The organism is Rhodococcus sp. JG-3, from assembly GCF_000482405.1.
In the GTDB taxonomy this organism is placed as follows: Bacteria; Actinomycetota; Actinomycetes; order Mycobacteriales; family Mycobacteriaceae; genus Rhodococcoides; species Rhodococcoides fascians.
Genome location: NZ_KI519398.1, coordinates 1,301,108 through 1,326,054 on the forward strand (window position 1 = coordinate 1,301,108; position 24,947 = coordinate 1,326,054).

The 24,947-nt window shown below is 64.4% G+C and carries 24 protein-coding genes and 1 tRNA gene; 16 read left to right on the forward strand and 9 right to left on the reverse strand.

All coding sequences use genetic code 11. The features are described 5' to 3' along the window. Positions 1–60 precede the first annotated feature (60 nt). From K414_RS0107580 to K414_RS29050, 4 genes are all read right to left on the reverse strand, one after another. A tRNA-Gly gene (locus K414_RS0107580) sits at positions 61–134 on the reverse strand. 19 nt (positions 135–153) lie between these two features. Then, complete coding sequence (locus K414_RS0107585) at positions 154–1,947, reverse strand: EAL domain-containing protein (RefSeq protein WP_051364986.1); 1,794 nt, start codon at positions 1,945–1,947, stop codon at positions 154–156. Between the two features lie 143 nt (positions 1,948–2,090). After that, complete coding sequence (locus tag K414_RS0107590; protein ID WP_161631779.1) at positions 2,091–4,208, reverse strand: Rv1355c family protein; 2,118 nt, start codon at positions 4,206–4,208, stop codon at positions 2,091–2,093. Then, positions 4,205–4,933, reverse strand: a complete 729-nt coding sequence (locus tag K414_RS29050) for a hypothetical protein (protein ID WP_051364987.1) — start codon at positions 4,931–4,933, stop codon at positions 4,205–4,207. The genes K414_RS0107590 and K414_RS29050 overlap by 4 nt, the downstream gene beginning before the upstream one ends. A gap of 139 nt (positions 4,934–5,072) precedes the next feature. Here K414_RS29050 and dcd point away from each other — a divergent pair, with 139 nt between their 5' ends. The 7 genes from dcd to K414_RS0107630 all read left to right on the forward strand — a co-directional run bounded on the left by dcd (position 5,073) and on the right by K414_RS0107630 (position 12,656). Further along, a complete protein-coding gene (gene dcd, locus K414_RS0107600; protein WP_027495411.1) occupies positions 5,073–5,651 on the forward strand; it encodes a dCTP deaminase in 579 nt (192 codons plus the stop codon). A gap of 105 nt (positions 5,652–5,756) precedes the next feature. Then, the gene (locus K414_RS0107605; protein ID WP_161631780.1) at positions 5,757–7,286 is read left to right on the forward strand and encodes an Hsp70 family protein; all 1,530 of its coding nucleotides are present in this window, start codon (positions 5,757–5,759) and stop codon (positions 7,284–7,286) included. A gap of 85 nt (positions 7,287–7,371) precedes the next feature. Continuing rightward, a complete protein-coding gene (locus K414_RS0107610; protein WP_027495413.1) occupies positions 7,372–8,811 on the forward strand; it encodes a CYTH and CHAD domain-containing protein in 1,440 nt (479 codons plus the stop codon). An 82-nt stretch (positions 8,812–8,893) separates the two neighbouring features. Further along, positions 8,894–9,949: a hypothetical protein gene (locus K414_RS29320; protein WP_051364988.1), complete on the forward strand. Its 1,056-nt coding sequence runs from the start codon at positions 8,894–8,896 to the stop codon at positions 9,947–9,949. A gap of 150 nt (positions 9,950–10,099) precedes the next feature. After that, positions 10,100–10,387 (forward strand): ANTAR domain-containing protein, encoded by a 288-nt coding sequence (locus K414_RS0107620; RefSeq protein WP_027495414.1) that lies wholly within the window; start codon positions 10,100–10,102, stop codon positions 10,385–10,387. Positions 10,388–10,548: 161 nt separating this feature from the next. After that, positions 10,549–11,493 carry an Hsp70 family protein gene (locus tag K414_RS26295; protein WP_051364989.1) on the forward strand — a complete coding sequence of 315 codons (945 nt, stop codon included), beginning with the start codon at positions 10,549–10,551 and terminating at the stop codon, positions 11,491–11,493. 83 nt (positions 11,494–11,576) lie between these two features. Then, positions 11,577–12,656 carry a fused (3R)-hydroxyacyl-ACP dehydratase subunits HadA/HadB gene (locus K414_RS0107630; protein ID WP_027495415.1) on the forward strand — a complete coding sequence of 360 codons (1,080 nt, stop codon included), beginning with the start codon at positions 11,577–11,579 and terminating at the stop codon, positions 12,654–12,656. Positions 12,657–13,068: 412 nt separating this feature from the next. On the opposite strand, the gene K414_RS28145 is transcribed toward K414_RS0107630, so the two are convergent. Then, on the reverse strand, positions 13,069–13,623 hold the full coding sequence (locus K414_RS28145) for an ABATE domain-containing protein (RefSeq protein ID WP_051364990.1): 555 nt from the start codon (positions 13,621–13,623) through the stop codon (positions 13,069–13,071). A gap of 52 nt (positions 13,624–13,675) precedes the next feature. On the opposite strand from K414_RS28145, the gene K414_RS0107640 reads away from it, so the two are divergent. Continuing rightward, the gene (locus K414_RS0107640) at positions 13,676–14,266 is read left to right on the forward strand and encodes a LysE family translocator (RefSeq protein WP_027495416.1); all 591 of its coding nucleotides are present in this window, start codon (positions 13,676–13,678) and stop codon (positions 14,264–14,266) included. A gap of 52 nt (positions 14,267–14,318) precedes the next feature. After that, positions 14,319–14,765, forward strand: a complete 447-nt coding sequence (locus K414_RS29325; protein WP_202595052.1) for a cold shock domain-containing protein — start codon at positions 14,319–14,321, stop codon at positions 14,763–14,765. Positions 14,766–14,873: 108 nt separating this feature from the next. Here K414_RS29325 and K414_RS26305 read toward each other — a convergent pair whose 3' ends face one another. Beyond that, the gene (locus tag K414_RS26305) at positions 14,874–15,104 is read right to left on the reverse strand and encodes a DUF1737 domain-containing protein (protein WP_037218995.1); all 231 of its coding nucleotides are present in this window, start codon (positions 15,102–15,104) and stop codon (positions 14,874–14,876) included. Between the two features lie 141 nt (positions 15,105–15,245). Beyond that, complete coding sequence (locus K414_RS0107655) at positions 15,246–15,959, reverse strand: GntR family transcriptional regulator (protein ID WP_027495418.1); 714 nt, start codon at positions 15,957–15,959, stop codon at positions 15,246–15,248. A gap of 119 nt (positions 15,960–16,078) precedes the next feature. On the opposite strand from K414_RS0107655, the gene K414_RS0107660 reads away from it, so the two are divergent. The 7 genes from K414_RS0107660 (at position 16,079) to K414_RS0107690 (ending at position 23,508) form a co-directional block, all read left to right on the forward strand. After that, entirely contained in the window at positions 16,079–17,125 is a 1,047-nt protein-coding gene (locus tag K414_RS0107660; RefSeq protein ID WP_027495419.1) for a Zn-dependent alcohol dehydrogenase, read from the forward strand. Next, a complete protein-coding gene (gene manD / locus K414_RS0107665; protein ID WP_027495420.1) occupies positions 17,122–18,327 on the forward strand; it encodes a D-mannonate dehydratase ManD in 1,206 nt (401 codons plus the stop codon). Before K414_RS0107660 ends, manD begins: the two co-directional genes overlap by 4 nt. Before the next feature lie 8 nt (positions 18,328–18,335). Then, the gene (locus K414_RS0107670) at positions 18,336–19,271 is read left to right on the forward strand and encodes a sugar kinase (RefSeq protein ID WP_027495421.1); all 936 of its coding nucleotides are present in this window, start codon (positions 18,336–18,338) and stop codon (positions 19,269–19,271) included. Further along, positions 19,268–20,680, forward strand: a complete 1,413-nt coding sequence (locus K414_RS0107675; RefSeq protein ID WP_027495422.1) for a mannitol dehydrogenase family protein — start codon at positions 19,268–19,270, stop codon at positions 20,678–20,680. The genes K414_RS0107670 and K414_RS0107675 overlap by 4 nt, the downstream gene beginning before the upstream one ends. Next, entirely contained in the window at positions 20,677–21,336 is a 660-nt protein-coding gene (gene eda / locus K414_RS0107680; protein ID WP_032371737.1) for a bifunctional 4-hydroxy-2-oxoglutarate aldolase/2-dehydro-3-deoxy-phosphogluconate aldolase, read from the forward strand. The genes K414_RS0107675 and eda overlap by 4 nt, the downstream gene beginning before the upstream one ends. A 158-nt stretch (positions 21,337–21,494) precedes the next feature. Beyond that, positions 21,495–22,892, forward strand: coding sequence for an MFS transporter (locus tag K414_RS0107685; RefSeq protein ID WP_027495424.1), 1,398 nt, complete (start codon positions 21,495–21,497; stop codon positions 22,890–22,892). Between the two features lie 175 nt (positions 22,893–23,067). Beyond that, a complete protein-coding gene (locus K414_RS0107690; protein ID WP_027495425.1) occupies positions 23,068–23,508 on the forward strand; it encodes an Hsp20/alpha crystallin family protein in 441 nt (146 codons plus the stop codon). A 68-nt stretch (positions 23,509–23,576) separates the two neighbouring features. On the opposite strand, the gene K414_RS0107695 is transcribed toward K414_RS0107690, so the two are convergent. Further along, the gene (locus tag K414_RS0107695) at positions 23,577–24,197 is read right to left on the reverse strand and encodes a TenA family protein (RefSeq protein WP_027495426.1); all 621 of its coding nucleotides are present in this window, start codon (positions 24,195–24,197) and stop codon (positions 23,577–23,579) included. Continuing rightward, complete coding sequence (locus K414_RS0107700; RefSeq protein ID WP_027495427.1) at positions 24,194–24,946, reverse strand: glutamine amidotransferase; 753 nt, start codon at positions 24,944–24,946, stop codon at positions 24,194–24,196. Before K414_RS0107700 ends, K414_RS0107695 begins: the two co-directional genes overlap by 4 nt. Position 24,947: the final 1 nt, after the last annotated feature.

The window sequence follows — 24,947 nt, forward strand, 5'->3', positions numbered from 1 at the left end:
GGCGAGGGTGCAGACGCAGGGATCGATCGAAAGACGGGTTTACCGCCGACAAGGGGAACGTGGAGCCGGTGACGGGAATCGAACCCGCCTCTCAACCTTGGGAAGGTCGCGTTCTACCAATGAACTACACCGGCGTGTGGTGCGGCGTCCAGATTAGCAGGGTGGCCCGACGTCGATGCGTACACCGTGCAGCAGGGCCTGGGCGTCCTCGGCAGGCACCGGTTCGGAGAAGAGGTAGCCCTGAGCGCGGGTGCAGCCCAAGGCCACCAATGTGCTCCTGGCACTCTCGGTTTCGACGCCTTCGGCGATGATGCTCAGGCCGAACGCGTGCGCGAGCCCGATGATCGACTGGACGATCGCGAGGTCGTCGGTCGCTCCCGATCCCAGGTCGGTGACGAACGCGCGGTCGATCTTGAGCGCGTCGACGGGCAGCTCCTTGAGGTGTGACAGCGAGCTGTATCCGGTACCGAAGTCGTCGATGGCCACCTGCACACCGAGGTCCCGCAGTTCTCGGAGCGTCACTCGAGTACGCGAAAGATCCTGTACGACGGCCACTTCGGTGATCTCCAGGCACAGGTTGCAACCCGCGATCGAGAATTCGTCGAGGGCGCTCGCCACGGTGGCCGCAAAGCCGGTGGTGACCAGCTGTACGGGCGAGATGTTCACGCGCATCACGATGTCGAGGCCGGGGATGTCCCGTTGCCACGCCGCCAAGGTCCGGCACGCGTAGTCGAGAACCCACCGACCGAGCTCGCCGGCGAGGTTCGTCTCCTCCGCCACCGGAATGAAGGCCGACGGTGGTAGCAGCCCGCGGGTGGGGTGACGCCACCGAACCAGTGCCTCCACCGCAGTGATGCGCCCGGTGACGAGGTCGACCTCGGGTTGGAAGTGCAACGTCAGCGAGTCGCCTGCAATGGCGTCACGCAGATGGATCTCGACGTCGTTGCGGAGTTCGGATTGCGCGTGCATCTCGTCGGTGAACAGCGAGATATGATGTCCACCAGCACGCTTGGCCACCAGAGCGGCTTGCCCTGCTTGCCGGAGCAGAGAGTCGGCGGTGTGGGTGCCGGGCTCGCCGAAGGCGATTCCGATGCTGGCGCTGCGACCGATTCTCTCGACACCGAGAGTGACCGGTGCCTGTATCGACTCGGCGATCGTGCGGGCACGGTCGGTGGCGACGCGGTGCGAGCACGGGCCGGCCAGGACCACGACGAACTCGTCGCCGCTCAGGCGGGCCGCGAGACTCGCCGATTCGTCGACGAACGCCTGCAGGCGTTCGGCGACAGCCTGTAGGTATTGGTCGCCGGCGAGGTGTCCGAGGAAGTCGTTCAGCGCCTTGGTGCGGTCCAGGTCGATGTGCAACACCGCCACCGGACCGGGCATCGACGGATCGAGTCGGTCACGGAGGTGCTGCGTGAGTGCGGTGCGGTTCGGGAGTGAGGTGAGACCGTCGTGCAAGGCCGAGAACCTGATCTGTTCCTCGGCACTGACTCGCGCCTGCAACTGCGACAGCAGAGCAGCAATTGCTTTGAGGGCGTTCAGTTCTGCCTGGGACCAACTTCGGTCTCCCACTTTGATGAAGCCCAGAATCCCGGTGGTGCGTTCGGAGTGCAGCAGCGGCACGACGGCCATCGAGGTGGCGCTCAATCCCGAGGCGGTCTCGACGCGTCGGCGATAGTCCTCCTGCTCCGGGTCGGGCCGAAACACTGCCGGTTCGGACAGTGTTTCGGCCATCGCGAAGACCGAGTCGGCCTCGTCGAAGTAGACGACGGCCAGGGGGTCGGGATCGGGCACGCTCAGGCGCGGTGGCCATTCCGCGGTGAGTCTGGTTGCCCGGGCATCGAAATCGTGGTGCCGGAGAAAGCTGAAATCGATGCCGAGGTAGTCCACGAGCTGACGCAGTACCGACAGGTATGCTTCTCGCACCGTCGCCGCGTCGACGCCCATGAGTTCGGTGGCGACGCCGGTGACGAGGACCTCGAGTGTCCGACTGTTCTCCAGGGCCCTACTCCCGCCTCTCGTCGACGCGGTCTCGTGAACCGCTCCTGTAGACGCAGTGCAGGACTGTTCCCCCTGGTCTATGCCGGACTCTACCCCGGTAAGGACGCCGAAACCGCGACTCTGCGACTGTATATCGCGCCTCGTGGCGCAGTGCCGAGCCGCAACACCAGAGCGATCGACTCGGCCTCGTCCAGTTCCGCCAACGTCCGCAGCTCGAAGTTCAACTGCTGCAACGTCTCTGCGTGGGTCGGAGACAATTCTCGGTGCTCGTCCATCGTGCGCGCGTAGAGGAACGGTGGTGAGACGGGTTGAACTGCCAGTGCGTGCAGATGTGAAGTCACCCAAACGTTCTCCGTTGCAAATCCACCCCGGATGTAATGCGCTGGAGTCGATCCGGGCACCACGATCACTGCGAGCGCGGAGCTCGCCGATACCCGATCGCGCATGTCGGTGGCCAGAGCAGCGCCTGCGTTCCAGGCAGACACGAGCGCCATGACGTCGGGCCGCCCGATGATGTCCAGCGTGGACAGGTCTGCGGCGTCGATGCCGAGGCTGGCGACGTCGATGCCCCGATCCGGGTCCGGATCGCCTGCCCAGCGCAGTTCGGAGAACATCTCTCGGTGCAGATGCGGCGTGAGATACCGAATCCGGTCGGCGGCCGCGAGAATGTCCGCTGCCGCGGTGATGGACTCGCGCGTCGTCAACAGCACGGCACGTCCGCCTTCGGCGGCTGCGGCCGCAACGAGATCGGCGACCACCGCATCGTCCAGCGTCGACGGTGACCCGAGCTCGCGGTCCGTGGATCGGGTGAGCACGGCGTCGAGGAGGCGTCGATCGGTGATCGGCCCGGCGGTACCGTCGCGCAACGACAGCTCGACCGCCTCGTCGGTGATCTCGATGCCGGCGAGCGTGCCCTGGGCGTCGGCGGCCACGCGCGCGTTGAATCCGGCTGCGCCCACAGCGACGAAGCTGCCGCGGTACGCGATATCGAGAGTGGACGTTCGGGATCGATCGACGTCGACCCGGAAGGTCGGCCCGTTCGAGGAGAAGGTCCACGGCTGACTGTTTCCACCGGAAGGCGCTCGGCGTGCTGCTTCGAGTATCGAGTCATGAGAATCCACGCTCTGCGGACCGGCCGCATCACCCGAGTCGACCTGTCTGCGGGTGGGGGCCGGCGTGTTCAGCCCGTCGAGGTGCACCTCGAGATCGATGCGGATACGGCCGGACGGTAGGTGCGCTCCGGTCCCGAAGCGTCGGACCGCCGCGGCGATGGTGGCACCCCCGAGTTGGACGTCGCCGCCCAGCTGGGGCCATGTCTCGATCGTTTCGCCCACCTCCACCATCGAGGCCGCCATCCGAGCCGAGAGCAGGGAGGCGTCGAGCTGATCGAGGACGATGGGAATCTTGTCGCGGGTTCCGAGTCCGTGCAGGCCGGCGGACTCGATGTCGCCGAGTACTCCATGAAACACCGGCCGCTGTGGTTCGAGGTCGAATCGCTCGACGTCCAGCAGACCTCGATCGGAGGTCTCCATCAGTACGGGGATTCGACGCGACCTGGCCGCCTCTCGTGCGCGGACCTTGATGTCGAGGGAGTCGCATTCCTCGACGAGCAGGTCGAGTCCGTCGAAGAACTCGTCGATCGTGGTCTCGTCGATCCCGTTCCGAAAGACCTCCACCGTCAGGTACGGATCTATTTCGGCGATTCGCCGGGCGGCGACGATCGCTTTGTTGACACCCAGATCGATGATCGACGCCGGAATCCTGTTGAGGTTCGACAGTTCTATCTCGTCGAAATCCGCGAGGCGAAGAGTTCCGCAGATTCCCTCGAGTGCAAGAGTGTGCGCAATGGCGTGTCCGACGCTCAAACCGATGACGCCGATCGTGAGATCTCCCAATTTCTGCTGTTCCTCGAGAGTTATCTTGTTTCTGTTTCGGTCCAGTCGGAGGTGCCGATACGAATTCGGACCGAGAACGGCGACGACGGTATTGCGCCACGGGAAATAGACCCACCTGTCGCTTTCGTCGAGAAGGCTCTGCTCAGGGCTCGGCAACAATGCATGCAGTCCGGCTCGCTGAGTGGCGCGTTCGTCGAGAACGGTGATCGAGGTGTCACCCCGTAGCTCGTCCAGGGCGGCTCGCTGTGTGGCGACCGTCTCGTCGAATATCACAGGCTGCCAGCTGTATTCGGCAGTGTTCGGAATCGTCACGACGCCACCGCCGAGTGCAGGTTCTTCGACGTGCCGTGCTGCGCGAGCAGCGAGACCGTGTTGCGTTTCATGCGCCGCCACGTCTCGAGTTCGGCATCGAACGCGAGAGTCGTTCGGTCCCACCAGAACACCTCGGTTCGGTATCGGTCGTCGGGGTAGGGCACCGGTTCGATGTGCGTTGCGATCGCTGCTCCGGTGCGCAGCCACGCGGCGCGGACGTGGGAGGCGGCAGTGGCCAGCGCGTAACGAGCGCCCAGCAGTGCTGTGCTGTACGCCGGTGACTGCGCGATCATGGTGGTGACGGCGCGGCCGCGGGGTGCTCCCGGGGCAACCCACGCCGACTTGATCTCGACGACCCCGTCCTCGATGCGGCTGTCGAGCATCGCGCGAACGCGGTGTCGGCCCTCGGGATGCGCGGCGAATTCGACGAGTGCGTGTGATTGATCGGCCGAAGAATACGGCCCTTGAACGCGAACTCCGCCGAGGATCGTTCCGGTTCGGTCGAGAGCGGCGAAGAACAATGCGGTGGTCCCGCCGTCGCGAATTGCCGATATCTCGAGCGCTGGTGTCACGTCGTGGCGTCGATAGCTTTCTTCGGCACCGTCGAGAAATTGCGTCCACAAAGCGGGACTTCGGGTGGGAGTCGTGGCCAGAATGTGGCACTGGGAGGGATGATCGAAGTACGAAGGAACGTCGATTCGAATGCGCTTGGGTCGAATGTACATAGGGGCTCTTCCTGAGGGAGTGTCACCGAATGTGAGAGGTGTGACCGATCGATTGTCCGACTGTTCGGTCCGCACGTACCTGTGGAAGTGGTCACTCGGGTGCTTCGCGTAAGCCCGTGAGGACCAGTAGCCTGCAGTGGTGCTGCTCTCCGACCGTGACATTCGTGCCGAAGTGACCCTGGGCAACCTGGCGATCGATCCCTTCGATCCGTCGATGGTGCAGCCGTCGAGCGTCGATGTGCGACTCGACAAGCTGTTCCGGGTGTTCAACAACACCCGGTACACCCACATCGATCCGTCCCAGCAGCAGGACGAGCTGACGACGTTGGTGGAGCCACGAGCGGGTGAGCCGTTCGTTCTTCATCCGGGGGAATTCGTCCTCGGTTCCACTCTCGAACTGACGACGTTGCCGGATTATCTGGCGGGTCGACTGGAGGGGAAGAGCTCTCTGGGCCGGCTGGGACTGCTCACCCACTCGACGGCAGGATTCATCGACCCGGGATTCAGCGGTCACATCACGTTGGAGTTGTCCAACGTCGCCAACCTGCCGATCACGCTGTGGCCGGGAATGAAGATCGGGCAGCTGTGCCTGTTCCGGCTGTCGTCACCCTCGGAGAATCCGTACGGCAGCGCCGCGGTGGGCTCCAAGTACCAGGGGCAGCGTGGTCCCACTCCGTCGAAGGCGTATCTGAACTTCATCCAGTCGGACGTGACATAGACCAACGTTCGGTCTGTTTTCTTGGACGAAACCTGGTGAGTTCCCGGTTGTAGCGGTATTCTGGTGCTCGAACGTGGGTTGGGGCCTACCAGAATGAGGTTTCTCGTGTCCGCGGTACCCGATCCGTCCGTACTCGGCGCTTCCCTGGGGTCGAGTGGCGTCCGCAGTGTGATCAGCGACAGCTCGGGTGTCGACACGGTGCTCCACGTCCTCGAACCGGTTGCCACCGGGCCCGCGCCCCACGGTCTCGCCCCGGATCCCTGGGATGCCGTCGTCGCATCGGTGCACAGCACGGCAGACGAATACGCGTCCGCTCGCCACTACCCGGTGCTCGCCCTTCGCGAGAGCGATCCCGACACGGCCTTCCGCGAGGACTTCTCCGACGGCATCGTGCTCGTATCCGAACTGGGTGCGCAGCTGGGCGCGTTGCGAGAAACCGGAGTGCTCGCCGGTGAGCGTTGCGTCGCGCTGTTCGACGTCGGCGCATCCGGCACCAGCGTGTCGGTGGTCGACGTCGAGTCCGGTCGCGTCCTGGCCTCGCATCGCACCGAAGAACTCCGCGGCGACGACTGCGACCGTGTGCTCAGCGACCACCTGATCGAGACGTTCGGCGCGGCGGAGGCGTTGACGGTGGCAGCTCGTCGACAGCTCGTGCACGACGTGCAAGACGGCAAACACCAGCTGTCGATCCTGCGCAGCGTCTCTGTCGTCGGGCCGTTCGTCGGCGGTCGCGCGTCGTTGTGCCGACACGACCTCGACGAGCTCATCGGCGACGCCGTTCGTGCGGCAGTCTCCACAGCCGTCGACGTGCTCGAGTCCGTCGCCGCGAGCGGCGTTCACGTGGAGGCGATCGTCGCAGTCGGCGGCGGTGCCAACATGCAGATCGTTCGGCAGACACTGTTCGACGCCGTGTCGGTGCCCGTCTACGTTCCGGAACGACCGGAATTGTTGGCCGCCCGTGGGGCGGCCGGGATCGCGCGGACCGTGGGAGCCAGGCCTGCACCGGCCCCTACCGTGGCCGCCGTGACCGCCGTTCCCTCCCATCGTCCGCGGCACAGCGGCAGCCCGTCGAGGCGAATGGCCAGGGCAGCGAAGTCCCGCCGCGTCGGGGGCGCACTCGCCGCGCTCGTTGCGGTGTGCGTGGCCGGAACCGTGGCCGCGGCAGCGGCCCGAACCACCGACGACACCCCCGAACCGTCGATCGCGACCTCGCAGAACGCGTCGCCCTCCGCCCGATCGCAGGCTGTGATGCCGGCCGTGGACGGCTCACCGTCCGTGTCGACGCCGCCCTCGGTGTCGGCCACGGACGGGGCCGCGTCGTCCTCGACGTCTCCGACATCCGGAGTCTCGACGTCCTCTCCTGCACCCACCTCGCCGAACAGTGGCGAGTCACCGCCTCCAAGCCACACGATTCCTGACGTCACTGTCCTTCGGCCCGCGCGTGAGGGCACTCGAGTTCCGACGACGACCACGGCTCCGACCACCACGACGGCTCCGACTCACCCCACGACCACCACTGCGCAGACCACCACTGCGCCGACAACCACTGCACCGACCACAACGACGGTGCCGCACACCACCACTCGCGCCTCGACCCCGACGAAACCCACCATTACCACGCCCCGGCGACCGTAGACACCGCCGTTCGTTTCGCCGTGGCGGCGATAGATCTACGGTTTCGACCGCCACGGGGCAGCGTCCTCGAGGCAGGATGGTCGGTATGGAGTCACAGACCGAGCGCGAAGACAAGTTCGATGTCGATGCAGACTTCGAGTTCCCCTCCCTCACCTCGCTCGTTCCTGCCGACGGCGCGGCGGTGGAGACCGACACCGAACTGGTCAGCGAGTACTTCGACACCACCGGTCACGATCTGCTGCGTCGGGGAATCACCCTTCGGCGACGCACCGGAGACTCCGATAACGGTTGGCACGCAAAGGTTCCTGCGGAGAAGGCGCGAACCGAGATCAGGCTTCCGCTCGGTCACGGCGACCCGCAGGTCGTGCCCGACGAGCTGGCCGACGTACTGCGCGGGGCGGTCATGGGCAAGCAGCTGTCGGCTGTCGCCACCCTGACGACGCGTCGGAAGATTCGTACCGTCACCGATGCATCCGGAGCCGTCGTGGCCGAATTCGCCGACGACGCGGTGTCGGTCGTCCTGATCGGCGGCGCGACCGGGCCGCAGTGGCGTGAGATGGAGGTCGAGCTCGGGCCCGCCGGCTCGGAATCGTTCCTGAAGAAGGCGAGCAAGGTGCTTCGCGCGTCGGGTGCGACGCCGTCGGCACATCCGTCCAAGTTGAATCGTGCGCTGTCGGTGGTTCGGGAGGAGCCGGCGCACGACGGGCTTCGGTTGCTCGTCGATTATCTCGACGAGCAAGCGCAGGCCATCGTGGCCGGCGACGTGTATCTGCGCCGCGGACTGGATCCGATTCACTCCACGCGGGTGGCCATCAGGCGCTATCGCAGTACGCTTCGCGTCTTCGGCAGCGTGTTCGAGGACGAGCCCGCGGCCGCACTCGAAGCCGAATTGTCCTGGTATGCAAGCCTGCTCGGCGAGGTGCGAGATCGGCAGGTGCAGCGGGCGCGGTTTGCAGCGGCGCTGCGAGACCTTCCGTCGGAACTGGTTCTGGGCCCGGTTGCGTCGCGCATCGAGAACGACCTGCTGGCCGAGCAGATCCGCCACCGCGAAGCCGCGATGGCCGAGCTCGACGGAGAGCGCTACCGAGAGTTGCTCACGACCGTGGCTGCCTGGTCGAGGGGATTGCCGATCGACGGCGAGGTGAGCGAGCGGTTGCTGATCAAGCTGGCGCGTAAGGCCGGTAAGAAGGCCGTAGACCGCACCGAGAAGGCTGTGCGAGGCACCGACGACGAGCAACTGCACCGCGCGAGGAAGGCCTCGAAGCGGGCTCGGTATGCGGCCGAGTTGGTGGCACCCGTCGTGGACAAGAAGGTGTCCAAGTCGAATATCAAGAGATACAAGCAGATTCAGGAAGTTCTGGGCGAGCATCAGGATGCCGTCATCGCGGCGGAGATTCTGCGCACCCTCGGGGCCCGAGCGGGAACCGCCTCCGGCGAGAACGGGTTCACGTTCGGACTGCTCTTCGAGCGTGAGCGCCGTGCAGCCGAACTGGCTCGTGACGAGGCGAGCAAGCTGGAGTTCTGACCCCGCACACAAACCATCGTTTTCCCCGTTTAGGCCCTCGAAGTGTACTGTGAGGCCGAATCGAGTAGGGGGGTCGACGGGTATGTCCGTTGCGTTGGGCGTTCACGTCGGAACCGACGAGATCTCGGCCGTCTTGGTCGAAACCGATCTCCCCGGTCTGGGCCCGGTCACCTCGCGACCCGTGTCGATCGCCGCTGCCCCCGGCGGAATCGGTGACGCCGTTGCGACGGTTCTCGGAATCATGCGTGTACAGGCCGCACAACGAGACCTGATCGTCGACGGTGCCGCCGTGGTCTGCGACAACCTTCTGCACGGCGAGATCGTTCGGGCCGCGCTGGCCGACCACCGCGTCGTCGACGTCGAGGTCTTGGCGATGGACGATCCGCGGTTGCCCGACGAGTACCCGTTGGACGTGGCCGCCGCCGTCGTCGGTGCCGCGTCCAGGACGGGCCGTCCGTCGGGTGACGAGATCGCTGCGGGGCAACCCGACTGGGACGATCGGGCCGGAGAATACGATGCTGCGTCGCGAGGATCTCGATGGACCATGGTCGGATTGGGTGTGGCCGTGCTGGCTGCTCTGAGTGGCGCAACCGTGTGGGCGTTCTCCTCGCCCGCGCCGACTCAGGACGCAGTACTCGATACCGCAGATTCCAGCATCGCCCCATCGGCGCCCGGTCGGCCGGCGTCGAGCGCGGGGCCGGTTGTTCCTGTGGCTGGGCCGTCCGCGGTTCCACCGATCGGCGCGGGTGTTCTGGATGTGTCGACCGTCGGCTCCGGGTCGGGCGACATCTGGATCGACGCGGTCCCGGCGGCCCCGAGTGCGACGTCGAACGCACCGAGTTCGTCGTCGACGGGACGGGGCAACTCGGGTGGCGGCAATTCCGCCCCCGGTGGCCGGGATACGAAAACAGAGATCTCGAAGCCCGAGACCGAGACTCCGCCGACCGACGACGAAACCACAGCTCCCACCGATACGGACGTCCCCGATCCCACGGAACCGGGTCCGACCGAGCCCACGGAGCCGACGGAGCCCACGGGGCCGACCGAGCCCGTGGAGCCCACGGAGCCTTCGGGGCCGACGGATCCCGAGCCCGCGCCTCGGACGGAGGAACCTCCTGTCACCGATCCGGCCGAGTGACGATTTCATCGATAATCCGTTGTGAGCGAGCGGGTTCGCTACTTCGAAAAGTCCGTGGTGTGACAGGTGTGTGAATTCGACTCGGACACCTGAACTTCTGCTCGAGCCTGGCTACCATCGGGTGATCGACCAGTAGACGGTGAGTTCTCGATGACCGACAAATCCGCAGTAGAACCGGTGACGCGCACGACCATCGACAGGGCGGTGGGTGTCCTCATTGCCCTGCGCGGCTGCAGTCCGGATGAGGCGTTCGCCGAATTGGCAGCGCACAGTTTCCGTTTCGATGTTTCTCTCGTGCAGTCGGCTCGGTCCATCGTCACTGCGGCACGAGGAATGGACTCCGACAACGGCGTGGGCTGTGCCGCGATGTCGTCGGCGCAGGAGGAGTGGGGCTCGTTGCTCGCCGACCGTCGGGACGGGTTTGGGCACGTCGCCTGACCCAACTCGTGGTCCGAGTTGTTGTAACGAATCCCAAAACAAACCGAAAGTTGAATAGAACAGGGCAGTTACCGACTTCTCGACGGTTCGAGGCGCTACGATCGCCAGGTCGGAGTAGCTAGGCGAGTCGAGGGAACATGAGATCTGTCCTTGGTGTCTCGGTGGGTTCAGCCATTGCCCGGGGTGTAGCCCTGGATGCGTCGGACGAGTCGGTCCGTTCTGCGCACGTCGTGCGATCGTTCGATCCCGACGACCATCTGCAGGTCGCGCTCGATCTGTTGGATTCGATGTCGCGGGATCAGATGGTGGATCGACCGGACATCGTTCTCGCCGTTCCGGACGATCCCGGTGCGCGCGGACGCACGTCGGCATATTCCACGTACGAGGCCGATCGTCTGCTGGTGGCGTCGGAGCTCGGGGCACAACTTCGGTATCTACGCGGCACGGGGATGCTCGAGGGTGCGCGCACCGTGGCCGTGTGCGACATCGGAGCGTCGGGAACCACCGTGTCCATTGCCGACCCTGCCACGGGAGTGGTGCACAGTTCGGTCCGCACCACGTTGTTCGGCGGGATCGGGTGTGACGCCCAGATCTCGCGTTACCTTCTGTCCGTCTACGGGGCAGACGAATTGGCCTCGGAACGGGCGCGCGCGGAGTTGCTGGTGTCCGTTCGCACGGCACGCGAACAGCTGTCACGCCTGCGGGTGGCCGAGGTCGCCGGGCCGTTCGTCGGCGGGCCGGTCCGCTTGTGGCGCAACACGTTCGACGATGTTCTCGAGCGCAGTATCCGATCACTGGAAGATTGGGTGGCCAGCATCATCGTCGACGCACCTTGCGCCGTGAATGCGTTGGTGATGGTGGGCGGATGCGCCAACCTGCCGTCGCTTCGTCGGATGTTTCGACGCGATCTGATGTTGCCCGTCGTCGCGCCTGCCAATCCCGAGTCCCTCACTGCGCACGGGGCTGCCCTGATGGCGATCGATGCGGTCGCGTCGCGCCAACACCGTCCGCGCGGCGCGATGAGCAGTGCGTCGGTGCTGACTCAGCCGGCCGCGATGGTGGGCATGGTGGGGTACCGGGACGCCCCGCGGCACCGTTCTGCCTGAGCCCCTTCCTGGCCAACGTGCGTCGTCGTTGGGTAGGTTGCTCGGGTAATGATGAACAGTAGGGACGAGACGGTGGGGCAACAGTGGCAGAGCAGGTAGCGGAGTCCGGCGCAGCAGCATCCGATGCGGGAGCATTCGATCCGGCGGAGCACGCGCGCAGCATGGTCGGGTATCACTACCGCACCGAGGACTACTACGAGGTGGGCCGCGAGAAGGTTCGCGAGTACGCCCGTGCCGTTCAGGATTTCCACCCCGCCCACTGGGACGGCGATGCCGCAGCAGCACTGGGCCACAGCGCTCTGGTGGCCCCGCTGACGTTCATGTCGTTGGTCGGCACTCTGGCGCAGAAGAAGCTGTTGCAGTCCATCGCCGAGGGCTACGACCTCAGCCAGATTCTGCAGACCGATCAGCTACTGGTGTTCCAGAAGCCGATTCTGGCCGGTGACCAGTTGACCTGCGATGTCTCCCTCGACGCGTTCAAGACGGTCATGGGTCGAGACATGATGATCACCAAGAACGTCGTGTCCAACCAGAAGAACGAACTGGTGCAGACCACGTACACCACGCTGCTAGTCGGGCGATCCGGCGAGATCGATCCGGCCATCTCCGAGGCGGCTCGCAACATCGTGATGTTCGGTGCAACGACCGACACCAGCAGTGCCGAGGCGAGTGAGCACGACACCCTGTCCACTCCCCAGGAGCACGAGCCGCTCATCGTCGAGGAGTACCGGGGCCAGCCCACTCGGAAGTTCGACGAGGTCAATGTCGGAGACGAATTGCCCTCGCGCACTGTGCGTTTGACTCGCGGAGATTTGGTGAACTACGCCGGCGTCGCCGGTGACGCGAACCCGATTCACTGGGACGAGAAGTTCGCCAAGATGATCGATCTCGAGAACGTCCTGGCGCACGGCATGCTCACCATGGGTGTCGGCGGCGGATTCATCAGCGAGTGGCTCGGCGATCCAGGCGCGGTGAAGGACTACACCGTTCGATTCACCACCCCGATCCCGGTGGACACACACAAGCCGGCCGAAATCGTTTTCGGCGGCAAGATCAAGTCGAAGGACGAGGAGTCCCGTACGGCCGTCATCTCGATCGGCGCGACCTTCGAGGGCAAGCGAATCTTCGGCCACCGCGCTACTGCGACAGTGCAATTGGGCTGAGCCTGTTGCCGCGTATCGGCTCCTCGGTTTCGGATTTCTGACTCCGATCGGCGTCGGGTTTCCGAATGTGGGGAGCTGATGTGTCGGTGGGGGCGTGGATGTGTGGGTGGGGGTTGCAATCTACGCCCCGGTTCGGAATTTACGCCCCGTGTGGGGGGTGTGGATTGCTGCTGGGGGCGTAGATGTGTCGGCTGCGCTTGTTGCCGCGTATCGGCTCCTCAGTTTCGGATTTCTGACTCCGATCGGCGTCGGGTTTCCGAATGTGGGGAGCTGATGTGTCGGTGGGGGCGCGGATGTGTGGGTGGGGGTTGCAATCTACGCCCCGGTTCGGAATTTACGCCCCGTGTGGGGGGTGTGGATTGCTGCTGGGGGCGTAGATGTGTCGGCTGAGCCACCTGGCGTACTGAGATGTTCACGATCCGCGCTTCTCCTTTGCGTGGTGTCGTGCCCCACGTGCTCGATTTCCGCATGCGCTGCAACACCATTGCTGATTGGGCCGATCCTGCAGAAACAGTTGACCGCATCGCGGAGCGTCGCAGAGTGACAATCGTGCGCGATCCGGGCCATTCAGTAGATCGATGACCGCTGACGCTGCACGGGCGCGTATCGCGTCGACCGGATCCGACGTCCCCACAACATGTCCGACGCCACCGCCGCCCCCGAGATCGAGCCGACGTGTCACCGGATGGCGTCGGGCAATGTCGTCGATGTGGTCGACGCTGTTTCCCGGAACTTCCATGTCCGACGCCACCGCCCGCAGTAACGCCAGCAGGTGATCTCGCGTCAGCCGGAATGTGTCGATGTCGGCATCGTCAGGGATTGTCTCGGGTACCCGGGCACCCTGTAGTTCGGCCCATTCCTGGAGATCGGCGGTGGAGGCGATCAGTTCGACGTAGGTGCCGCGTTGCAACTGCACGGTGTTGACCACGTCGAGCGCGAAGTGGTCGCCGAGCCAGTTCCAGTCCATTCGCTGATTCTAACGGTTTACCTATCGAAAAGCATCAGATACCGTCGAGACGATGACGGACATCCAATGGTTACCGTTCCTCGGCGTCGTGCTGTTGGCCTACGCGATACCCGGTCCGGACTTCGCGGTGGTGGCCCGGGCGGCAGCGAGCAGCCGTAGTGCCGGGTGGCGAGCGGGCCTCGGCGCGCAGACCGGACTGTGCGTGCACATGATCGCTGCGGTGGTGGGGCTGTCACTGCTCATCTCCCGATCACCGATGGCGCTAGGCATCATTCAGATTCTCGGGGGTCTGTACCTGGTGTGGCTCGGTATTTCCGCGCTGCGACAGTCGTCGTCGGAGAGGCGTGCGACCTCCGATGTGCGCTGGTTTCGCATGGGCCTGGTGACGAACGTGCTCAATCCGAAAGCCATTCTGTTCTTCGTCGCGCTGCTGCCGCAGTTCGTCGATGCCGACGGACCGCTTCCCCTGCAGATCGGGTTACTCGGAATCGTGGATGTGGCAATTGGTTTGGTGGTCTGGGCGGTGGTCACCGCGGCTGTTGGCCGTCTGACCGGTGGTTCGTCGAAGTCGACATCCTGGAACCGAGTGATCGGAGTCCTGTTCATCGGTATCGGAGTCGCACTCGCTGTCGAGGCTATCTAACCGCGAAGGTATCTCGGTGTGGTCGGGGAGCCGGTGCAGATATCGTCAGGCGATGGGTACCGGGCAGTCGAAGCAATGGGGCTATGTCTTGGCGGCATTGGCCGTGGCGGGTGCAGGCATTGTTGTTATGGACAGAGGCTCTGACGAGCCGACGTTTCGTGGAGCATCCTGGGCGTACGGCCCCGACGGCAGCATCACTGATTTCAGGTCTTCGGACGACGGCGTTCCGTTCGTGCCGGAGCCGGTACCGACCTCGACGACTCGAGCGGTGGTTCGTGAATTCGACGGTAATGAAGGTTGGGGTGTTCTCGATGCGCCCGAATTTCCCGGTGGCTGTTGGGTGTTCTTCTCGGCGATCGAGATGGATGGTTTTCGTATGCTGCACGAGGGGCAGCAGGTAGCGGTCGAATACGTGGACTTGGTTGCCGAGTACGGACCCGATGCCGAGCAGGACGGATATCGATACCGAGCGGAGTGGGTGAAGCCCTTCCCTCTATGAGGGTCGTGCGCGGTTGGCGGGTGCAGAACAGCTCTGGAGATGGTGCCGACTGCAACCGAGAGGCCGGCAACTTCTATGTCGTGCTGGGGTCGAACGCATGCTGGTTGTTCACTCGGGATCTTTCGGTGCCTCGATGCCCACCTGCGTCGGGACCAGCGGGGGTTCGTCGGGACTCGGCCAGATCAAAGCTTGGGCGACGATTGCCCCATTGCTACCGTGCGTCAGGGCGGGCCCACCGTGGAGCTCGTAGCCGAGGTTCATCGCGTCGCTGACGCGATGACAGAACGCAGCGTCGTCAGGACTTGTGAGAACTCGATAGCGCGGCAACCGATCGGTCATGCGCCGAATTCTTGCACGGCCGGGGGCGAAGAACGCGGAACGGTAGGGCCGGAAGTCAGCGAACGATGTCCGTCCTCAGGTTCGATGCTCGATTCATCGTCCATGGTGGTCAAGCTACCCGCCATAGCGGCAGAGCCGCACTCATTCCCAGCTGGAGACAACCTTGCGCGTCGGGCGTTCGTTGCTGTTGGAGAACAGGTGTGGGCTTTTGCTCTTGATGTATTCGACGTCGGCGAATACGGCGCGCAGGTGCTCGCGCATCGACTGGGCGGCGGCCTCGAAGTCTCGGGCTTCGAGGCCGTCGACTATTGCGGTGTGTTGTTCGATGAGGTCGGGGATGGGACGGGTATCGCGCAGACCGAGTCGTCGGGCCCGGTCCAGATGAGCTTTCGCGGATTCGACGGATCGCCATGCGGCGGAATGTCCTCCGGCTGCGAGGAGTAGCTGGTGGAATTGCTCGTCCAACTCGAAGAATTGGTCCATGTCGATTCCAGGCTCGGCCTGCGCTGCCAGATTGGCGCGCAACGCAGCGAGGTCCTGGTCCGAGCGAGACGTGACTGCATCTTTCAAAGATGCGGTTTCGATTGCCTCCCGGACGAATTGGGCATCGGCAACACGGTCGGTGTCGACCCGCGAGACGAAGGTGCCGAGTTGTGGGAAGACCTGAACCAGACCCTCTTCGGCCAACAGGATCAGGCTTTCGCGAACGGGTGTGCGGCTCACGGACATCTGCTCGGCGAGGTCGTTCTCCGACAGCGGGCTACCCGGGGGGAGCGTCAGCGACACGATGCGTAGGCGCAATTCTCGGTACGCCCGCTCCCGTGCGGTGACTTTCCTGCTGCTCTGTGTGCTCACCGGTCAAGACTAACGTGACCTCGTCGGTGACCCACAGGGCCGAAGCCTTGACGAAGTGCTGCCCGTCACTAGTATGGTAGTACTGATATTCAAGGCACTACGGCGGAGGCTCTACAGCGATGGCAGTGATCAGCGGCAACGACGAGGCAGCCGTCCTACACGGTCCACGTGACCTGCGGATCGAGAAGATCGACCGTATGCAGGTCGGCGACGGCCAGGTGAGGGTGGAGGTACACGGCGTGAGCCTGTGTGGCTCGGACCTGCACTACTACGCCGACGGCCGCAACGGCTCCAACTCGCTGACGCAGCCCACCGTCTTGGGCCACGAGGGATTCGGGGTCGTCACCGAGGTCGGCGCGGGCGTGTCCCAGGACCGGATCGGCCAGCGAGTGGCCATCGAACCCGCGATTCCGAAGGGCACCTCACCGCTGAGCCTGAGCGGTCACTACAACGTCTGCCCCAGCGTTGTCTGTTTCGGATCCCCACCGAACCACGGACTGCTGCGGCAATCCGTCGTTCTCGCAAACGAATTCGCGCACCCACTCCCGGATTCGATCGACGACGATGTCGCAGCGCTCATCGAGCCCCTGGCCGTCGCAGCGTGGGCTGCCGCACGGGTCGGGTCGGTGTTGGGCAAGCGCATCGCGATCACCGGTGCCGGGCCCATCGGTCTGTTGGTTCTGCAGACGGTCATTGCCCTGGGCGCGTCGGAGACGACCATCACCGACGTCGCACCCGCTCGGCTCGAGGTCGCGGCAGCGCTGGGTGCCACCACGACGTTGCGTTCCGGCGAAGACGCACTGCCGGAAGGCGCTTTCGACATTGCCTTCGACTGCTCGGGACATCCCGGAGCCATTGCCGACGCGGCACGCTCACTCGGCCCGGCAGGCATTCTGGCGCTTGTCGGCGTGCCCGGACGCGCGTCTGCCGAATTCCCCATCGGAGCAGTGCAACGCTGGGAGCTCGACATCCGCGGGTGCTTCCGTTACGGCCCTTCGGCATTCGCCGACGCGATCGCACTCGCCGGATCGGCGCGAGTGGACCTCGCGGCACTCGTCACATCGACGTACCCGTTGGCCGAATCTGCCGCAGCGCTCGAGGCCGCGCTCACCGACCCCACCCAGCTCAAGATCGTCATCGACACCACTTCGCAAGGACCGCAATGAAAATCATCGACGCCACCGTCATCGTGACGGCTCCGGGCCGCAACTACGTCACGCTCAAGATCACCACCGACGAGGGCATCGTCGGGTGGGGTGATGCGACGCTGAACGGACGCGAGCTCGCAGTCGAGTCGTACTTGAAGGACCACATTGCGCCACTCCTGATCGGACGCGATCCCCATCGGATCGAAGACATCTGGCAGTACCTGTACAAGGGTGCCTACTGGCGACGTGGGCCGGTGACCATGACGGCCATCGCAGCCGTCGACGTCGCACTGTGGGACATCAAGGGCAAGGCCGCCGATTTGCCGGTCTACCAGCTCCTCGGTGGTGCTGCACGAGACGGGATCATGGTCTACGGGCACGCCAGCGGCGGTAGCATCGAAGAGATGCTCGACGACGTCCAAGCGCATCTCGACAAGGGCTACAAAGCAATTCGTGCCCAGTCGGCCATTCCCGGTCTCAAGAAGACCTACGGAATTCCGGTCGACGGCTTCTACGAACCCGCATCCGGCGCTGCGCCGCAGGAAGATTCGTGGGATACCGCCCCGTACATGCGGTTCGCACCGCAGATGCTCGGTGCCGTGCGCGAACGTCACGGGTTCGACTTCCATCTCCTGCACGACGTGCATCACCGTCTGAGTCCGATCGAGGCCGGACGCCTGGGTCGCGACCTCGAAGAGATGCGGATGTTCTGGATCGAGGATCCCACTCCAGCCGAGGATCAGAGTGCCTTCGCCACCATTCGCCAACACACGACCACCCCCATCGCCGTCGGCGAGATCTTCAACTCGATCTGGGACTGCCAGGATCTGATCACCAACCGGTGGATCGACTACATCCGAGCGTCGGTCTCACACGCCGGCGGCATCACCCATCTGCGCAGAATCTTCTCGTTGGCGGATCTCTACGGCGTTCGGTCCGGATCTCATGGTGCGGGCGATCTTTCGCCCGTCTCCCTCGCAGCCGCATTGCATGTCGATCTGTCGATCCCGAACTTCGGCGTGCAGGAGTACATGGGTCACGTCGACCCGACCGGCGATGTGTTCCAGACCAGCTACACCTTCACCGACGGTTTCATGCACCCGGGAAACAAGCCGGGCATCGGCGCCGAGGTGAACGAAGAGGCCGCCGCGAAGTACCCGTACAACCCCAAGTATCTGCCCGTCAATCGCCGTCTCGACGGCAGCATGCACGATTGGTGAAGCGCCACATGACCACAACGCAATTCGATGTCGTCCTGCTCGGCGAGCCCCTCGTCGAGGTCTCGACCACCGAGGCCTTCCGACACGGAGCGCACGGGGTGCTCGGGGTGTCGGGAGATGTCGTCAACGCAGGTGCCGCTGCCGCGGCCGCGGGTGCCTCGGTCGCGCTGATCGCGCGGGTATCCGACGACGAGCTCGGCGACGCCGTCTGTCGGCGAATTCGTGAACTCGGTATCGACGACACCTACATTCGGCGAGTTCCCGGACAGCAGGGTGTCTATTTCCTGCACATCGATCCGGAGGGGAATCGCCAGTTCTCCTATGCCCGAGCCGGATCGGTGGGCAGTCAGCTCGATGTGGCAGACCTGCCCGAGGGTGTGATCGAGCAGGCGGGTGCCGTGCTGGGCGGCGGAATCGCTGCGGCACTGTCGCCAACGCTCGCCCGCACGATGCTGCACGCGGCGCAGCGCTCGGGCAGATTCGTCTACGACCCCAACTTTCGCCCCAGGTTGACCACGGCCGACGAGGCCCGCGCATTCCTGCAGAGCGTTGCTCCCTGTACCGAGGTGATGGTGCCATCGGCACCGAGCGAGATCGAATTGCTCCTGGGCACAACCGAACCGGAGGCTGCTGCAGCTTTCCTGATGGGCTGGGGTGCACGTTCCGTGGTGGTCACGCGAGGGTCCGAAGGGTCCAGCATCTTCACCGCTGCGGGGACGTCGCACCAGCCGGTGATCCCCGCGCTCGAGGTCATCGATCAGACCGGTGCCGGTGATGTGTTCGCCGGCACCCTGACGGCGCGTCTCGCTCTCGGCGACGATCTTCGCGAGGCGGCGGCCATGGCAGCTGCTGCGGCATCGCTGAGCGTCGGCGGGCGGGGCGGCACCGGTCTCATCGCACCGCTGTCCGAAATCCGACGTCACAGAGAACGAGTGACGACATGACGGTGGCCACGCGATTGTCCGATGCGACCGCCGAGGTCGTTCGTCCCACCGCCAGCGGAATCGTGCATCTCGGCGTCGGGGCATTCCATCGGGCGCATCAGGCCGCGTTCACCTACGAGGCGGCGCTGCTGACCGGTGAGACCAATTGGGGCATCACCGGTTTCACTCAGCGCAGTAACACCGTGGTGGAACAGCTTGCCCCACAGGACGGGTTGTTCACCCTGGTGCAGAAGGGAACCGAGGAGACGACGGCGACCGTCGTCGGTTCGATGCTCGACGTACGGAACGCGGCCGCTGACCCCGGCGCGGTGGTCGAGGCCATCGCCGATCCCGCAACGCACATCGTCACGCTGACGGTCACCGAGAAGGGGTATCGACTCGACCCCGCGTCGGGTCGACTGCGCCTGGACGATCCGGAGATCGCGGCGGATCTGGCAGGCAGGCCGCCGCGCACCGTCGCCGGACAGTTGGTGGCGGGCCTGGCTCGACGCATGGCAGGCGATGCGCCCCTCACGGTGTTGTGTTGCGACAACCTACCGTCCAACGGGCACATACTCTCCGAACTCGTCCGTGTTTTCGTAGAGGCACGCGGCATGAACGACGCTCTGGCCGAATGGATCTCGCGTCGAGTCACGTTCCCCAGCAGCATGGTCGATCGAATTGTGCCCGCCACCACTGACGACGACAGGGCGGAGAACGAACGACGAACCGGCCTGCGCGACGACGCCCTGGTGGTGTGCGAACCCTTTCGGCAGTGGGTGATCGAGGACGATTTCGCGGGTCCGCGACCGGCGTGGGAACGAGTGGGCGTGCAGTTCGTCGACGACGTGGAGCCGTGGGAGACCATGAAGTTGCGCGTCCTCAATGCCACTCATTCGGTGTTGGCCTACCTCGGAATTCTGCGTGGACACAACACCATCGCGGAGGCGGTCCAGGATCCGGAGCTCGACGAGATATGCCGGGCCATGGTTCTCCGAGATGTTGCGCCGACGACGGCCGGCGGAATGGACGCTGTCGGGTACGGCAACGAGGTACGCACGAGATTCGCCAACCCGGCGCTGAAACACACTACCCGGCAGGTGGCGATGGACGGATCGCAGAAGCTCGGACCGCGCCTACTCGGAACCGTGCGGGATGCCGCGTCGGCCGGTGGTTCGACGGACATGCTCGCCCTCGCCGTCGCAGCCTGGTGCGCCTTCGTTCTCGCCGAGACGGAAGCCGGACGTGCACTGGACGATCCGTTGTCGGCGCACTTGGCTCGGGCCGGGTCGGCGTCGGACCTGCTCGCTGTCGAGTCCATTTTCGGGTCCGATCTCGGGCCCACGTCACCGTTCGGCACGCAGGTCGTTGCGTGGACCGACTTCCTACGGACCAACTCGCTGAGCGAGTGGAAACGAGTGCTGGTATGACCTCCGAACGCGAAGCATTGCTCGAAAACCTCACTGCCCGAGATGTATTACGCGTGAGTCCGGTGATTCCCGTCGTCGTGATCGATCGGGTCGAGGACGCAGTGCCGCTGGCGCGTGCACTCTATGCGGGCGGTATCGGCATCATCGAGATGACGTTGCGGTCCGAGGCCGGGCTCGGTGCCATTGCGGCAATCGCTGCGGACGTGCCGGAAGTGGTCATCGGCGCGGGAACGGTGTTGAACCGCGACGATGCCATGAGATCGGTGGATGCCGGCTCGAGGTTCCTGGTCTCACCCGGATCGTCGAAGGGTCTTCTCGACGCGGTACGCACGCTACCGGTGCCTGTTCTGTCGGGCGTGTCGACTGCGACCGAGGCGATGACTGTTGCCGAGTCCGGATCGACCGAGATGAAGTTCTTTCCCGCCGAGTTCTCCGGTGGCGCAGCGGCACTGGGTGCGCTGGCAGGCCCGTTGCCGCACTTGACGTTCTGCCCCACCGGTGGGATCACCCCGCAGAACGCCGTCGACTACCTGGCGTTGCCGAATGTGGTGTGTGTCGGCGGTAGCTGGCTCACCCCGCGCTCACTGGTGCAGGCGGGGGACTGGGCCGCGATAGAGGAACTGGCCCGTTCTGCGAGTGCGCTCGGCACCGCGTAGTTCGGTTCGCGAAGGGTCATTGACGTATTGGTATAACAGTGCTTGTATATCACTGTGGCGAGCGCCACCAACCCTCCTCGATGAGGCACAGGTCTCGCGGAGGCCGCGGCGAACTCGCATCATGAACTCATCGATCATCACCAGCAATGGAGCTTCGGATGTCACAGGACACCAACGAGTCGACGGACGATCGCGGTAACACCGCCGTCCCGACTCGCAGCACTAAAGACCTCACCAAGGCGGCGATGTCCGGTTGGCTGGGTACGGCAATGGAGTTCATGGACTTCCAGCTGTATTCGCTCGCCGCCGCGATCGTTTTCAATCGCATCTTCTTCCCCGACGTGAGCCCGGCAATCGGCTTGATCGCCGCCATGGCCACCTACGGAGTCGGCTACGTGGCCCGCCTGGTCGGTGCCATCTACTTCGGCCGGATGGGCGATCGGATCGGTCGAAAGAAGGTCCTGTTCATCACCATTGCGATGATGGGTGCATCCACCACCCTCATCGGTGCACTGCCGACATACGACGCGATCGGCATCATGGCGCCGATCCTGCTCGTCGCCCTTCGCCTGATCCAGGGGTTCGGTGCCGGAGCCGAAATCGCCGGGGCGACGGTCATGTTGGTCGAATATGCACCGGACAAGCGTCGTGGCCTCATCGCATCGCTGGTCTCCCTGGGGACCAACTCCGGAACCCTTGCGGCCTCGGCTATCTGGGCCCTTCTGCTCGCTGTCCTGTCCGAGGATCAGTTGCTGAGCTGGGGCTGGCGAGTGCCGTTCCTCGCGAGCTTCTTCCTGATGATCTTCGCGGTGTGGTTGCGCTCGAACCTGAAGGAGAGCCCGGTCTTCGAGGAGCGTGCCGACGTGGTCGACGGTGTGGCTCTCTCGCGCGACGAGATCGAGAAGACCGACGAGGACGTGAAGGTCAGCGTTCTCGAGTCCGGTCTCAAGCAGAAGAAGGGGCGCGCGTTCTTCATCGCGCTGGGTCTGCGGTTCGGTCAGGCGGGCAACTCCGGACTGATTCAGACGTTCCTGGTCGGTTACATCGCGTCGACGCTGCTGATCGATCGTTCCATCGCCACCAGCGCGATCGTCTACGGCTCGCTCATCGGATTCGCCACCATTCCGATCATCGGAATCCTGGGCGACAAGTTCGGCCGCCGTCCGATGTACATGGTGCTCAGTGCGCTCACCATGATCCTGGCGTTCCCGCTGATGCTGATGGTCACCAGCGGCAACACCGTAGCCCTCGTCGTCGCAATGGTTCTTGCTCTGAACCTCGGTGTGCTGGGTCTGTTCTCGCTCGAAAGCGTGACGATGGCGGAGCTGTTCGGCGCACGTACCCGATTCACACAGCTCGCGCTGTCCAAGGAGATCGGCGGCATTCTCGCCACCGCCATCGGACCACTGCTCGCGGCCAGCCTCACCGCATGGACCGGTAGCTGGTGGCCCATCGCGGCAATGCTCGTGATCTACTCCGCGATCACCCTGGTGTCGGCCTACCTGGCACCGGAAACCAAGGGGCGCGATCTCGTCAGACTGGCCGACGCAGCCTGAGATGTCCGCAGTGGTGCAGTTGAGCCCACAGCTGCACCACTGCAACACAATTGGACACAAAAAAATCGAACTACCCTATTGGCACTCTCCGGTGGAGAGTGCTAATTTGGGTTCTGCACAGTGAAGGGCGGCCCGCCACAGGGGCGGACGCTTCGTCGTACAGGAGGTGGTTGCTGTGCTTCGCTTCGATCCGTTCCGTGACCTCGACTCCATTGCTGCCGGCATGCTCGGCGCGACCAGTGGTTCGGACCGTGCGCCCAGATTCATGCCGATGGATCTGTACAAGCTCGACGACCATTACGTACTCAACGCCGACCTACCCGGCGTCGATCCCGGCTCCATCGACGTCGACATCGACCGCGGCACCCTCACTCTGACGGCACATCGCACCGCTCCGAGTAGTGATGGTGTGCAGTGGCTTTCGTCGGAGCGGTTCGCCGGAACGTACCGTCGGCAACTCTCCTTGGGAGACGGCGTCGACGCGGAGAAGATCTCGGCCTCCTACGACAACGGGGTCCTGACGGTCACCATCCCGCTGGCGGAGCGCGCGAAGCCGCGCAAGATCGAGATCGCCCACGACAACACGCAGAAGACCATCGAGCCGCAGAAGAGCTGAGTGCGCTTCGCGCAGTGGTGCGGCAATGCGCCGCAGAGGGCATATAGTCGCACCACTGCCGCAGGCACTCACACTGCGTTGTGAAATTTGTTCTCGGCGGCCAGCATCCCCTCGAACCACCTGTCGAGTGTCTCGTCGTCCACGGCGGCCATCCGGTCGACTTCTCGGGCCAGAGCGTCGACCTGAGCGGCAAACGCTGATCGAGTGTGCATCGCAATCCATTCCTGAAGTGCCGGTTCGCGTTCGGTGGAGAACCTCATCGCAGTTCGGCACCACGACAAGTACAGAGTCTCGGCGGCGAACATCGCTACCAGAGCGGCACTTCTACCTTCTCGCTGCGCGAGTCCGAGGGCATAGTCCGACAGCGCCGAGGAACTCGCGATCAACTCTTCGGTATTGCCGTCGAACGGAAACTTCTCGCGGAGACCGGCGAAGTACGCTCGCTGTTCTCCGACGAGGTTCGACATCGACATCACATGATCCGACGCGTCGTCCAACGACGTCGACTCCGCGACGACCAGCCCCAGAATGCGGACTGCAGTGAGTACGAACGCCTCCTCGATCACCAGGTACCTTCGAAAGGCCTCGTCGGAGAGTGATCCGTCCGTCGATTGCACGATGAACCGAACTTGCTGAGCAGCAGCGAGGTTGGGCTGTTGACGCTCGACGAGTTGCTGCGAGCGGGTCACGCGCCGGCAACCCACGTGATCAAGCCGTCGAACAGGTCGGTGTAACCGGGCCATTGTTCGCAGAACTCGGGCGGGGCCCAGTGCGGCGAGCAATCGGAGGTGAAGACCGCGGATCGGCCCGAGCCGTATTCGCCGACCGCGACGAGCGGATCTCCATTGATGGTGGCGGGCACGGCAGCGCCCTCCTTCGGTACCACTCGGTTGTAACCGAGCAAGGCGGGCCACTGTGTTCCGCTGGCACCCAGTGCGGCGTGCGTGCTGTCGACGACATCGGGAACCATTCCGCCGGGAGCCTCGACTCGGTCGTCTTCGGCCAGCAGTGTCACCGGCAATACGTCGGCGAGCACAGTCTGCCGATACGCGGCGCGCGCTTGGAAACCGGAGAACGACAGGTACCCGCCGATCATGATCAGTCCTCCTCCGCTGCTCACCCACTCACGCAGTGCGGCAAGCCTGTCGTCGCCGGCCTGGAAGCGGTCGAACACGTTGGGCGCGAGCTGAATCGAATTGGCTCCGATGTCCGAGAGCACAATGACGTCGAACTCGGACAGGGCCTCGGCCGTGCCGGGGAATTGTGTGGGAACGAGGTGCGCGGGCATGTGAACCACTTCGTGCCCGCGCGAGGTGAGTGCGTCACGCAGGGGTCCGACCCCTTCGACGTAGGAATGGACGGTGAATTCGTCGACGCCTTTGACGTGGGTGGACGAGGTCATCCAGCTTTCGCCGGCGATCAGAACTTTCTTACCCATG